Origin of the sequence: Rhizobium sp. ARZ01 (genome assembly GCF_014851675.1) — a bacterium.
In the GTDB taxonomy this organism is placed as follows: Bacteria; Pseudomonadota; Alphaproteobacteria; order Rhizobiales; family Rhizobiaceae; genus Mycoplana.
In genome coordinates, this window is record NZ_JACVAE010000001.1 from 1,568,669 (window position 1) to 1,581,067 (window position 12,399).

The 12,399-nt window shown below is 60.7% G+C and carries 10 protein-coding genes; 3 read left to right on the forward strand and 7 right to left on the reverse strand.

Annotated elements, in window-relative coordinates; genetic code table 11:
- Positions 1 to 158 precede the first annotated feature (158 nt).
- Complete coding sequence (gene parE / locus IB238_RS07495; protein ID WP_192244934.1) at positions 159 to 2,234, forward strand: DNA topoisomerase IV subunit B; 2,076 nt, start codon at positions 159 to 161, stop codon at positions 2,232 to 2,234.
- 55 nt (positions 2,235 to 2,289) lie between these two features.
- Here the strand turns inward: parE and IB238_RS07500 are convergent, their stop codons facing one another.
- Together IB238_RS07500 and IB238_RS07505 are read right to left on the reverse strand one after the other, a co-directional pair.
- Positions 2,290 to 3,414, reverse strand: a complete 1,125-nt coding sequence (locus tag IB238_RS07500) for a DUF2336 domain-containing protein (protein WP_192244935.1) — start codon at positions 3,412 to 3,414, stop codon at positions 2,290 to 2,292.
- A gap of 177 nt (positions 3,415 to 3,591) precedes the next feature.
- Positions 3,592 to 5,304, reverse strand: coding sequence for a diguanylate cyclase (locus IB238_RS07505; RefSeq protein WP_192244936.1), 1,713 nt, complete (start codon positions 5,302 to 5,304; stop codon positions 3,592 to 3,594).
- A 202-nt stretch (positions 5,305 to 5,506) separates the two neighbouring features.
- On the opposite strand from IB238_RS07505, the gene IB238_RS07510 reads away from it, so the two are divergent.
- A complete protein-coding gene (locus tag IB238_RS07510; RefSeq protein WP_192244937.1) occupies positions 5,507 to 6,178 on the forward strand; it encodes a hypothetical protein in 672 nt (223 codons plus the stop codon).
- Between the two features lie 27 nt (positions 6,179 to 6,205).
- Here IB238_RS07510 and IB238_RS07515 read toward each other — a convergent pair whose 3' ends face one another.
- Both IB238_RS07515 and IB238_RS07520 read right to left on the reverse strand, forming a co-directional pair.
- A complete protein-coding gene (locus tag IB238_RS07515; protein ID WP_192244938.1) occupies positions 6,206 to 6,811 on the reverse strand; it encodes a flavin reductase family protein in 606 nt (201 codons plus the stop codon).
- Positions 6,812 to 6,818: 7 nt separating this feature from the next.
- Positions 6,819 to 7,403: a nitroreductase gene (locus tag IB238_RS07520; RefSeq protein WP_192244939.1), complete on the reverse strand. Its 585-nt coding sequence runs from the start codon at positions 7,401 to 7,403 to the stop codon at positions 6,819 to 6,821.
- A 101-nt stretch (positions 7,404 to 7,504) separates the two neighbouring features.
- On the opposite strand from IB238_RS07520, the gene IB238_RS07525 reads away from it, so the two are divergent.
- Positions 7,505 to 8,494, forward strand: a complete 990-nt coding sequence (locus IB238_RS07525) for a hypothetical protein (protein ID WP_246723498.1) — start codon at positions 7,505 to 7,507, stop codon at positions 8,492 to 8,494.
- A 246-nt stretch (positions 8,495 to 8,740) separates the two neighbouring features.
- Here IB238_RS07525 and thrS read toward each other — a convergent pair whose 3' ends face one another.
- The 3 genes from thrS to IB238_RS07540 all read right to left on the reverse strand — a co-directional run bounded on the left by thrS (position 8,741) and on the right by IB238_RS07540 (position 12,304).
- Positions 8,741 to 10,720: a threonine--tRNA ligase gene (thrS, locus tag IB238_RS07530; RefSeq protein WP_192244940.1), complete on the reverse strand. Its 1,980-nt coding sequence runs from the start codon at positions 10,718 to 10,720 to the stop codon at positions 8,741 to 8,743.
- A gap of 682 nt (positions 10,721 to 11,402) precedes the next feature.
- Entirely contained in the window at positions 11,403 to 11,771 is a 369-nt protein-coding gene (gene yidD, locus IB238_RS07535; protein WP_246723499.1) for a membrane protein insertion efficiency factor YidD, read from the reverse strand.
- Positions 11,772 to 11,854: 83 nt separating this feature from the next.
- Positions 11,855 to 12,304 carry an iron-sulfur cluster assembly scaffold protein gene (locus IB238_RS07540; protein WP_192244942.1) on the reverse strand — a complete coding sequence of 150 codons (450 nt, stop codon included), beginning with the start codon at positions 12,302 to 12,304 and terminating at the stop codon, positions 11,855 to 11,857.
- Between the last annotated feature and the right edge of the window lie 95 nt (positions 12,305 to 12,399).

Below are 12,399 nucleotides of genomic sequence, written 5' to 3' on the forward strand. Positions count from 1 at the left end.
CGTCAGCACCGCCCGCGCGGCCGCTGATGAGAACGAATCGCGAAACTGTGCAATTTCTGGCAAACTCGCGGTGATTCGCCGAAATGTCGCGAAGCCTTGAAATTGCCCGACGTCTCGGCCTATCCGAATGGCCTGCCGGAACGAAGTCTGAAAGCCCGATGGACGACAACAACGATCTCTTCGCCAATATCGCAAGTGCGCCCAAGCCCAGCCCAGCCGCCGCTGAACCGCAGCCGGCGCGCGAAGCACCGCCTGCCCCACCGGCGTCCCGGCCTGCCCCACCGGCGACCGCGGCAGCCGAAGGCGGCAATTACGACGCGTCGGCGATCCGTGTCCTCGAAGGGCTCGAGCCGGTGCGCATGCGCCCGGGGATGTATATCGGCGGAACGGACGAGAAGGCGCTGCACCATCTGTTCGCCGAGGTCATCGACAATTCGATGGACGAGGCGGTCGCCGGCCACGCAAACTTCATCGAGGTCAGCCTCGACGCCGAGGGCTATCTGACCGTCACTGACAACGGTCGCGGCATCCCGGTGGAAAACCATCCGCAGATGCCGGGCAAGTCCACGCTCGAGGTCATCCTGACCGTTCTCCACGCCGGCGGAAAGTTCGACGGCAAGGCCTATGAAACCTCTGGCGGCCTGCACGGCGTCGGGGTCTCCGTCGTCAACGCGCTGTCAGACCATCTCGAGGTTGAAGTCGCCCGAAACCGCAAGCTCTATCGCCAACGCTTTTCGCGCGGTGTTCCGCAGGGACCGCTGGAAGAAGTCGGCGATGTGCAGAACCGTCGCGGCACGAAAGTGCGCTTCCATCCTGATCCGCAAATCTTCGGTCCCCACGCTCATTTCGATCCCGCGCGCGTCTTCCGCATGGCACGTTCGAAAGCCTATCTCTTCGGCGGCGTCGAGATTCGCTGGAGCTGTGATCCATCCCTGCTGCAGGAAGGCTCCGAGACGCCGGAAAAGGCCGTCTTCCACTTCCCCGGCGGCCTGAAGGATTATCTGCAGGCAACGCTCGGCAAGGAATACACGGTTACGCGCGAGATCTTCGCGGGCAAGACGGAAAAGTCCGGCGGCCACGGCGCGCTGGAATGGGCTGTCACATGGTATGGCGGCGACTCGCAGATACATTCCTATTGCAACACCATCCCGACCGCCGACGGCGGCACGCACGAAGCGGGCCTCCGCATCGCGCTGACAAAGGGGTTGAAGAACTACGCCGACCTGACACAGAACAAGCGTGCCGCGATCATCACCACCGACGACGTGATGATTTCGGCCGTCGGCATGCTGTCGGTCTTCATCCGTGAGCCGGAATTCGTCGGCCAGACGAAGGACAAGCTTGCAACCGTCGAGGCTCAGCGCATCGTTGAAAATGCGCTGCGCGATCCTTTCGACCACTATCTCGCCGACAACCCGGCCGAAGCGGCAAAATTGCTCGAATGGGTTATCGAGCGCGCCGAGGAGCGCCTTCGCCGCCGCAAGGAAAAGGAAGTCAACCGCAAGACAGCTGTGCGGAAGCTGCGCCTACCGGGCAAGCTTGCCGACTGCTCGCAGAATTCGGCCGAGGGCGCCGAGCTCTTCATCGTCGAAGGTGATTCGGCCGGCGGCTCGGCCAAGCAGGCGCGAAATCGCTCCAACCAGGCGATCCTTCCGCTGCGCGGAAAAATCCTGAACGTCGCAAGCGCCGGCCGCGAAAAGCTAGGCGCTAACCAGCAGATTGCCGACCTCGTCCAGGCGCTGGGTTGCGGGACACGGTCGAAGTATCGCGAAGAGGACCTGCGCTACGAGCGCGTCATCATCATGACCGACGCCGACGTTGACGGGGCCCACATCGCCACCCTCCTGATAACCTTCTTCTATCAGGAGATGCCGGAACTCATCCGCGGCGGACATCTCTACCTTGCCGTGCCGCCGCTTTATCGCATCAGCCAGGGCGCGAAAGTCGGCTACGCCCGTGACGACGCCCATCGCGAGGAATTGATGCGCACGGAGTTTTCCGGCCGCGGCAAAGTCGAGATCGGGCGCTTCAAGGGCCTTGGCGAGATGCTGCCGGCGCAGCTTAAGGAAACCACCATGGATCCGAAAAAACGCACGCTGCTGAAGGTTGAAGTCGATGACGTCGATTTCGAAGGCACGCGTGAGGCTGTCGACAACTTGATGGGAACAAAGGCAGACGCCCGCTTCCGTTTCATCCAGGAACGCGCGGTGTTTGCCGAGAATCTCGACATCTAGCGATACGCCACATCCCGATGCGTTGGCTCGAGCTAATGTTGTCGCCGGCGTGTTGTTATGCGGCGTCGTGTGCCAACAAGGCGAAGCTTCGGGCCGATTGGCGCTGTTCGGCAAGTGACAGCCCTTCGATCATGTCCAGCAACTCCTGCGACGTCCCGTTTGCGGCTTCGCGGGCGCGCGCCGCAAGCCGCGAGGAGACTGAAACCGCTGCTGCACCGCGCCTTGCATCCTTGCGCCAAAGCAGGACTGCATCGGCAAACAGAGCACTGACGTCACACCCGAGACCGGCGGCCTCGAACAATGCCCGGACGGAGGCCTGCCGCCCATCGGCAAGGATCGAGCGAACACGCCGTTCGCCTCGACCGGAAAGATTGACAATGGCGGAGGCGAAGAACTCGATCCGGCCCGCGCAAAGGGCCTGCATGAGGAACAGCGGCGTCAGGCGTCCGCATGTCCGAAGGTGCTCCACCAGTCGGTCTGCTTCCGCAGCGTCAACACCGGCTGCCAGCCCGATAGTAGCCACGTCGCAAGCTTCGCGGGTGATCCGATCGACCCGCGCCGCTCCGATGGCAGCCAACACCAGTGAATCGCCAGCAAGCGCAGTTCCAACTTTCTCGACAAGCGCCTGCCGCGCATCACTCGGCAGGTCATCCCGATCAAGGAGATGTGCGCGAACCTCCACGTCGTCGCCATGCAGTTCGCAGATCCTCTTCAAGTTTTTCCGGGACACCGGGGCTCCTTCATTCGCCAGCAGCGTCAGGACGTCAAACACGCTGCCGACCTCGACCAGCGCCGCGCAGACTGCCCGCGACAGGGTCGGGCGGTGTGCAATCAGCGACCGCGTGACGTCACTGCCCCTGGCAGCGAGATCGACCAGATCGACATCCGTCAGTACGCGCGAACGCAGGATCACCTGCGCTGCGATTTCGGGCTGGTCTTCCGACAACGGCAGGATGACCGCACGCGGCGCCTCCGCGCAGTCGGCAAGCGCCTCGGCCAGTGCCAGCCGTACCTTCGGCGCCGGATCATCCAGCAGGAATATCATCGCCATTTCGGCCGCATTGCGCTCATCGTGACCAATGGAAGCATTGGCGTATGCGCGGGCAAGCGCGCTTGCCGCCCGCGCCCGGTCGCTCGCTTTGGCAGTTTCGGCCCATCTGAGAAAGGCGTGGATGATCACGTGGCGCGCCCCGGCGTTTGGGAATCTGTTGTGCGTAGGGAAACGCTAGCGGCAAATGGTTTACGATTGGTTCACCATAATTCTTAACCGGCTCCAGCAACCACTGTCGGCTGTGTCGCCTCCATCGCCAGCTGGCATACGAACAGCAAAATCCTTCCAGTGCAAGAAGGCGAGTGCTTAGCCACAGTATCGCAGACTAGCTTCACATCCTTGCACCAATGCAATTTGGGTTCGATTGCGACCCGCAAGTTTGGCGTTGTAAAGTAGCTTGTCGGCGCGCTCGTAGAGTTCTGCGAACTCTGCATCAGCATTTGGTGACGCATCCGTCATACCCATGCTGGCAGTTACGGGGCGCCCAAGACCTGGCACTGCATTGGCGACAACGGCGGGGATAGCCTGCCGCCGACGCTCGGCCCGGGCCTGGGCATCTTCGCCGCGCACAAGCAGCACGAATTCTTCGCCGCCGAGGCGGAATGCATGAACCTGCTGGTCCGCCTGGAGCGCTTGGGCCACGGCTTTCAGCACGGCGTCGCCAACCACGTGGCCGTGAACATCATTGATCGCCTTGAAGTGGTCCAGGTCGAGAACGGCGAGTGTGCGGTAGCCCTCGGCGCGGAATTTTTCGAAATTCTGCTCGATGGCCCGTCGGTTGAGCAACCCCGTCAGTGCGTCTCGTTCGGACAGGCGCTCAAGCATGTCAGCTTCGTAGCGTGCGTGATCTCGCTGGCGCTTGATCGTCATGAAGCGGTCTGCCACGCCGAGTGTGGTGAACAAGACTTCGCATACGCAACCCACATAAAATAGGAGCATCGCATCGTTGCTCTGCAACGAGGGAACCACGCCCGTGACCAAGCGGACCAATCCGGCCAAAATTATAGGAATATAGCCGACCGCCTGGAACTTGGCCGCCCGACTTCCGCGCCGCAGTGCATCGGCGACGGACAATATGAAAATGACCACCACCGGAGCAAAAGCCGCCGTGTACACGGTCGACTGAATCGGGCGTCCCACAAATGGAAATGCCGCGTGAGACGTGCTCAGAAACATCGCCCATACGGCGCAATAGAGCAGCGCCCGCCGCAGGCGCGGATGCATGCGGCCCGGCTCGATGAAGCTGTGGGTAAACATCGCCCCGGACGCGACGGTAAGGCCAAAGATCACCGTCGTCATCCAACTCAACGTCATGGCCGGCGGATCGAAGAGAACGACTGCAAGTCCCGAAGAGACCAGGATGGTCAGCAGCAAAAAGATTGTGAGCATGGAATGCCACAGCACGAATGGCTCGCGCAGGATCCGGTAGAAGGCCGCGTTGAAAATGAGCGGCATGGACAGCATTCCGGCAAGGGTAGCCAAGAGAAGTAGGGACCGTACAAAGTCCGGGCCCAGAGCAAGGTCAGACGGTGACAGATAGGCTCTCTCCAGCGTCATCCGGTGGCTCGGCAAATCGAACGCGACAACGACCTGCCGCGTGTCGCGGGTTACGCCCGGCAGAGAGGCCTTGAAATACCCGCCAGACAGAGCGCTAGGCAGTTCACCCGCAGACAAGGAGGTCTGGCGCATTGCACCGTCTCGATCGATCGCCAACAAATGCACAGCCGCGAGCGCGCTTCGCCTTGCAAAGAGATATTGGGGAAGGACATCGTTTGGACCGATTTCAAAACGCAGCAGCGTCCGCTCGCCTTCGAGCGAATAGTTCCGATCTCCGCAGGTCCAGCGCCCGGGCGAGCGGACGACAGTGGCCAAGCCGTCCGACAAACTGCTGGACGTCCAGCAAGAGCTGCGAATGTCGATAGTTTCAGCTGCGCCAAGGGGTGTGGCGCCCAGTGATGCAAGTATCACGAAACTCAGCACAGCCGTCACAAGCAATTTTCGGAGGTCATTCCAGAGCATTGGTTGACGCTAGACGCCAAACATTGAGATGCGGTTACAGGGGGAGGTGTAAGGACCAACGTTGCCGCTCAGATATGCAGGTCGGAGGTTCACACCCGATAAGACCATCGAATTTTTACAAGTCTCCGCGCAGCCAGGGCCTACTTTGTACCGGCGGGCGGCAACTTCCCCTTCCCCATCCAGGCGTTGCGGGAAATAGTCGATGGGCCTACAAGGAGACATGCCGCGACCACTTCATTCATTGTTGCTTCTCGATGACGACGCCTCGACAGTAGGCAGCGCCGATGCGGATGCCATTCTGTGCAGCGCATCGTTTTCGACCCGCTTGCAGCCCACGGACGGCATCTTTCTCACCATACCAGATGATAGCGAGGCGACGCTTCGTTCCCTGATCGGGCTCCAGCCGACAGGTGTCGTCTTAACGAATTGTCATGCAGGCGCCGATGTCCAGAGACTGGACATGCTGCTGTCGGTTGCCGAAGCGGAAGAGAACCTAGTGCCAGGAACAACACGCATCCTGGCTTATACCGATGGCCTTCTACCGCCACCACTGTCTCACAACGGGTTCGCTCGGAAATCACAGCGGCTAGTCGGATTGATCTGGGATTGGCGGACGCTAGCACAAATGCTGGGTGCGGCGCGCTACCAACAGGCAGACGGCCGCTGGACAGAAGCGTTCACCCTAGCTCGCGCCGCGACATTGATGGCCGCGAAGGCGGCCGGAATCGCCGCTTACGAAGTGGTCCCGTCCCGTGCTGGCATAGATTTCGAGGTCGAGTGTCGCGCGGCGTGCGCGGACGGCTTCGATGGCCGCGCGACCACCGATACGAGGCAAATTGAGACAATCAATGCGACGTTCAAGGCTCCGGCTTGACGTCAGGGACCGCCGAAATAGGCCCGACTATCGACGCTGCGGGCGCATCATCTCAAACACATCACCGGCATCACAGTAGTCCATGTAGCCCATCCGTCCGATTGGCCGTGCGACCGACATGTCGAAACGGCCGTCGCGTACGGTTTCGTCCTTGATGTGTATGCCGACCACCTGGCCGAACACGACCCAGCTCTCCGAAGGCAAACCGTCCACGTCGTGCGGCCGCATCACCTCTGTCATCTGGCATTCGAGCGCTGCAAATGCTTCGGCGACAAGCGGCGCGTCGACAAGGCGCGCCTGCTCTGGCGTCAGTCCGGCGATGTCGAATTCGCTCTCGCCATAGGCTGCCGCAATCGACGTCATGTTCATCTTGTCGGCCAGGCTGCGGCTGACAAAATTGCAGGTGAAAGCACCGGTCTCCTCGATGTTGCGAACACTGTCCTTGTGTCCGCTCGAAGAGAACATCACGAGCTTCGGCCTGTCGCTCACGGCGTTGAAGAACGAATAGGGCGCAAGGTTGTGACTACCGTCCGTCCCCTTCGTGCCGATCCAGCCGATCGGGCGCGGCGACACGATCGCCTTGAAGGGATCGTGGCTCAATCCATGCGCGTTCGTGGCCGTGTCGTAGAACATCCGTCCCTCAGCCTGCCTCCCCGACCCAGGACACGATCTCCTTCAAATCAGGTCGCGGCCGTTCCGTCGGCGGAACCATCGCAGTCCCGATGTGAATGAAACCCGCGACCTTTTCACCCGGCTTCACACCGAGCAAAGGATAGGCGCGCTCGTCGAAGGCATACCATTCCGTCAACCAGTTCGATGCGTACCCATGCGCGTTTGCCGCCATCAGCATGTTGAGGCACACAGCACCCGCCGACATCAGTTGCTCCCACTCGGGAATCTTCACGTGCGGTGCCGCCGTGCTGACGACGGCCACCACGACCGGCGCGCGCGAAAGCCGAGTGTTCTCGACCGTGATCATGTCCGCAGAAAGGTCCGGCTTGTCAGCCAGCGCGATCTTGGCGAGTTCGGCGCTGATGCGCTCCCGCTCCGCACCGCGATAGACGATGAACCGCCACGGGGCGAGCTTGCCGTGGTCAGGCACCCGAGAAGCAAGGCGCAGGATCGATTCGATTTCCGCCTGGCCCGGTCCGGGCGCTCCCATCTGGAAGGCCGGAATGGAGCGGCGGTTGGAAAGATAGTCGATAAGTCTGATATCGGTTTTCATCAGGCGGGAGTTCCACTAACGTATGGCCGTCGGGCGGCCATCAAAATGCCATTTGCCGGGCATTCAAGTGGAGCCAACGAGTCAGGAAGTCAACCTTCGCCATGCCCACCCAACGCATTTCCGCTTTTGCCGGGATACTCTCCCTTTGCGCCGCGATCGGCGCGGCGTGTCCCGCCCTTGCGCAGGACACGCTGGAGAGCTTTTCGCAAATCACGACACCGAAGAAGAGTGGCAAGCTGACATCCTTCAATCCCCTTGTCACTGGCGAATCCGAACCGAAGAACCTGCGCGAAATCAGTTGCGAGGCGCTTCTGACCAAGGACGGCGCGCCGATGCAGCACGGCCTCAGCTGGCGCATTTTTTCACCCATTCCGGGTTCCGACGGCAAGCTTTCACTTTTGGCCACATCCGAAGGCGGCTCGGCCGCGTTCCAGTTGGTGCCGGGCGAGTATTTCGTCAACGTCGCCTTCGGGCGCGCTGCTGCCACCAAGAAGCTGCTGGTGCCGGAGTCAGGCGCTGTCGAAAAGCAGGTCATGGTGCTGGATGCGGGCGGTATGATGTTGAACGCGGTTTCAGGGTCGGATGTGCGCATTCCACCGAATGAGCTCACTTTTTCGATCTACTCGTCGGAAGCAGCAACGGACGGCGAACGTGGTCTCGTCGTTCCCGACGTAAAGCCCAACACGGTGGTCCGCCTCAATGCCGGCACATACCACGTCGTCTCCGACTACGGCACGGTAAACGCGGTCATCCGCGCCGACATCCAGGTAGAGGCCGGAAAGCTGATACAGGCCACCATCCAGCACCGGGCGGCCAAGCTCACCCTCAAGCTTGTCTCCGAAGAAGGCGGCGAGGCCATCGCGGACACGGCGTGGTCCATCCTCACCTCCTCGGGCGACGTGGTCAGCGAAAGCGTCGGCGCCTTTCCGACCCTCGTTCTGGCAGAGGGGCAGTACACGGCCGTCGCGCGGAACAAGAACAAGATCTACCAGCGCGACTTTACGGTGACGGCCGGGCAAAACACCGACGTGGAAGTCATCCTGCCAGAGAATCCCGAGCAGCAAGCCCAGGCTGTAACCGAGACGGATTGAGACCGGCGCCCTGCCAGATCGAACCGCCTAATCAAGGAAGCAACCTTCAGCCGACTAAACTGCCTTTCTTGCACCGCGCCTGAGATACAGTTAGGTCCATCCATCGCGAACGATGAAAAGCGGGATCGGCACACGAAGCCTATCCGCCTGTGAAATCGAAACGATCAGCTCTCTCATCGAGACCAGTACTGAGTGTCATCCACCTTCGTATTCGAAACGACGAAGGTGGATGACACTGGCCTTTGCTCAGGCGGCCGCGCGGGCTGCCTTGCGCTTCAGATCGGGCGCTGTTGCTTCATCGATCAGCGTCGCGATCGCCTCATCGAGCGTCATCGACGTCTGGTTCTGCGAACCAAGCCGGCGGATGTTGACCGTACGCTCCTCCGCCTCGCGCTTCCCGCAAACGATGATGACCGGCACCTTCGTCACGGAGTGTTCGCGAACCTTGTAGTTGATCTTCTCGTTGCGAAGATCGGTTTCCACGGTCATGCCGGCGTCACGCAGCTTCTCGGCCACTTCGCGGGCATAATCGTCGGCCTCCGAGGTGATCGTCGCAACCACGACCTGCTGCGGCGAAATCCACAGCGGCATGTGGCCGGCGAAGTTCTCGATCAGGATCCCGAGGAAGCGCTCCATCGAGCCGCACACGGCGCGATGTATCATCACCGGCTGACGCTTTTCGGACGCCTGGTCGATGTAGAAGGCACCGAAACGCTCCGGTAGGTTGAAATCGACCTGGGTCGTGCCGCACTGCCATTCGCGGCCGATCGCGTCCTTCAGCGTGTACTCGAATTTCGGGCCGTAGAAGGCGCCCTCGCCCGGCAGGATGCCGGTCTTGATGCGGCCGCCGGACTGCGCCTCGATTTGCTTGAGAACGTCCGTCATGACGCTTTCCGCACGATCCCAGAGCTCGTCGGAGCCGACACGCTTCTCCGGGCGGGTCGAGAGCTTCACGACCACTTCGGTGAAGCCGAAATCCTCATAGACCGACAGAATGAGATCGTTGATGCGCAGGCATTCCGCCGCCATCTGCTCGTCCGTGCAGAAGACGTGCGCATCGTCCTGGGTGAAGCCACGCACGCGCATCAGACCGTGCAGCGCGCCTGATGGTTCGTAGCGATGTACGTTGCCGAATTCCGCAAGCCGTACGGGCAGTTCACGGTATGATTTCAAGCCATGCTTGAAGATCTGCACGTGTCCCGGGCAGTTCATCGGCTTCAGCGCGAAGACGCGGTCGTCGTCGGTGTCGTCACCGGCGACCGTCACCTTGAACATGTTGTCGCGGTACCAGCCCCAGTGGCCGGAGGTTTCCCAGAGCGACTTGTCCAGCACCTGCGGCGCGTTGACTTCCTGATAGGTGTTGGCGAGCCGGCGGCGCATGTAGGCGACCAGCGTCTGGAAGATGCGCCATCCTTTGCCGTGCCAGAACACGACGCCCGGACCTTCTTCCTGAAAATGGAACAGGTCCATCTCGCGGCCCAGGCGGCGGTGGTCGCGCTTCTCGGCCTCAGCGAGGATGTGGAGGTAGTTGTCGAGTTCCTCCTGCGTATGCCAGGCGGTCCCGTAGATGCGGGTCAGCATCGGATTGTTGCTGTCGCCGCGCCAATAGGCGCCGGCCACCTTCATCAGCTTGAAGGCGGTGCCGATCTGGCCGGTCGAGGCCATGTGCGGGCCGCGGCAGAGGTCGAACCAGTCGCCCTGATAGTAGATCTTCAGATCCTGACCTTCCGGGATGGCGTCGACGAGCTCGACCTTGTAGGCCTCGCCCTTGGCGGCAAAGACTTCCTTCGCTTTCTCGCGCGACCAGATCTCCTTGGTGAAGGGCTTGTTGCGGGCGATGATCTCCTTCATCCGCTTTTCGATCTTCGGCAGATCGTCGGGCGTGAAAGGCTCGTCCTTGGCGAAGTCGTAATAGAAACCGTTTTCGATCACCGGACCGATGGTCACCTGCGTTCCCGGCCACAGCTCCTGCACGGCCTCGGCCATCACGTGGGCGGCGTCGTGGCGGATCAGTTCCAGCGAGCGCGCGTCGTCGCGGGTAACGATCTCTAGGCGCCCATTTGCGACCGGATCGGACAGGTCGCGCAGCTCGCCGTCGAGCGCAATGGCGACCGCCTTCTTGGCCAGCGACTTGGAGATCGATTCGGCAACATCGCGACCGGTCGCGCCAGCGGCATATTCGCGGACGGATCCATCAGGAAATGTAAGGGAAACGGTATTCGACATCATGAACTCCTATCCAGTCCCGCCAACGAATGCGGGTGGTATGCGGGAAAGCCAGCAAAGCCAGCGCATGCGTCGCGCGGTATAGAGGCAAAGCAAGACATTTGGAAGGGGCGAGACCAGTTCATAACGCGAGAAACACTACCGAACTATTTTCAATCCCCGGAGAATTTGTCTGAAACCGCAGTTGTTCGGTAGCCCGGGAGTTGTGGAAAAGAGATTAAAACAATCCCCATACCCTTGGAGAAGTATCTCGCATGACACATGCTTAAGCCGCTCACGAATGAATGGAGCACATTGTGAACAATAATGAAATTCAGAAACTGATAGATGCCGAAAAGCCGGCATTCGAGTATGCTCGAATGTTTCTTACCGCAATTGCCTGGTGGACTTTGCTTATATTTGTTGCAACATCAATGTTTAAAGCGAAGAATTTCAACACTACCGCTTACGTCATAACAACACCTGTGTTCGCCGTTGCCGGGTTATTCGGCTTTCTGCTGATAGTTCGAATTGGCGCGCTCACGGAACGCATAGCGGACGTTTTCACGAACCGAGCAAAGTCACTCCCTCTATACTTCCGAATACCCATAAACTTGATGATAATACTTATGCCTCCGGCGTCGGCTTGGTTGATAGTTTGGGCTCTAATGTTCAACCGGTCCACCAACTGAGGGTAGCCCGCCTACCGCCACCTACTTTCCGCCGATATTCTCCACAGCCGCCAAGGTGCCCACCAAGCAAAGCGGCTTGCAAGGCGCTCGGGAACGGGATCGAAGCCCGACGTTCCGCCCGGGCCGCAGCGGACCACCCGAAACAGCGACATCCAGCCGCCGAACCAAAGGCCGTGCCGGGCTATCGCCTCATAACCGTATTCCGAGCAGGTCGGCAGGTGCCGGCACGAATTGCCGATGAAGCCGGACAGCGTCAATTGGTAAAGCCGGACAAACCCCATCCCGAACAGGCGTCCCGGCGTTTTGGCGAAGGGCCCGGACCAGTTGCGCGAGCGGGAACTGCCGGAACCGGGTGTTGTGCGCGAATCCGACGCCGGCATACCCGTCCTGGGATCCGGCTGCAGCGCGGCCGTTTCCGCCTCGCCAACCCTTTCATCCCGGATCGAACAGAAGACACACATTGCTAGACAACTTCGGCTGTCGCCGCGCGCTTTGCCTCAATCTGGCCGATCGCGTCGACAACCGCGTCGAAGGTCAGCATGGTGGAGGCGTGGCGGGCCTTGTAATCGCGCACCGGGAGAAGGAAGCGCATATCCTCGAAGCGCCCCACGGGCCCCTCGCCGTCCGCCTTCAGCATCGACAGCATATCCTCGCGCGCCTGGCGCACTTCGGTAGCGGAAGCGCCGACTACGTTGCGCGCCATGATCGATGACGATGCCTGGCCGAGCGCGCACGCTTTCACGTCATGGGCAAAATCGCTGACGTGGTCGCCATCCATCTTCAGCCAGATCCGCACCCGCGAGCCGCAGAGCTTCGAATGGGCCGTCGCCTCGGCGTCGGCGTCTTCAAGCAGCCCTATGCGCGGAATGTTGCCGGCGAACTCAAGGATGCGGCTGTTGTAGATGTCGTCCATCGGGCTTCTTCTGACTTTTCGTAGATATTTTAGGATATTGCGCGATCCAGGCACAATTTTCCAGCGCGGCCGCGAAAAAAGCACCCGGTCTCGCC

Coding starts and splice junctions, on each gene's coding strand:
- parE (WP_192244934.1), top strand. CDS start 159: ATGGACGACAACAACGATCTCTTCGCCAATATCGCAAGTGCGCCCAAG.
- IB238_RS07505 (WP_192244936.1), bottom strand. CDS start 5,304: ATGCTCTGGAATGACCTCCGAAAATTGCTTGTGACGGCTGTGCTGAGT.
- IB238_RS07510 (WP_192244937.1), top strand. CDS start 5,507: ATGGGCCTACAAGGAGACATGCCGCGACCACTTCATTCATTGTTGCTT.
- IB238_RS07515 (WP_192244938.1), bottom strand. CDS start 6,811: ATGTTCTACGACACGGCCACGAACGCGCATGGATTGAGCCACGATCCC.
- IB238_RS07520 (WP_192244939.1), bottom strand. CDS start 7,403: ATGAAAACCGATATCAGACTTATCGACTATCTTTCCAACCGCCGCTCC.
- IB238_RS07525 (WP_246723498.1), top strand. CDS start 7,505: ATGCCCACCCAACGCATTTCCGCTTTTGCCGGGATACTCTCCCTTTGC.
- thrS (WP_192244940.1), bottom strand. CDS start 10,720: ATGTCGAATACCGTTTCCCTTACATTTCCTGATGGATCCGTCCGCGAA.
- yidD (WP_246723499.1), bottom strand. CDS start 11,771: ATGCCGGCGTCGGATTCGCGCACAACACCCGGTTCCGGCAGTTCCCGC.
- IB238_RS07540 (WP_192244942.1), bottom strand. CDS start 12,304: ATGGACGACATCTACAACAGCCGCATCCTTGAGTTCGCCGGCAACATT.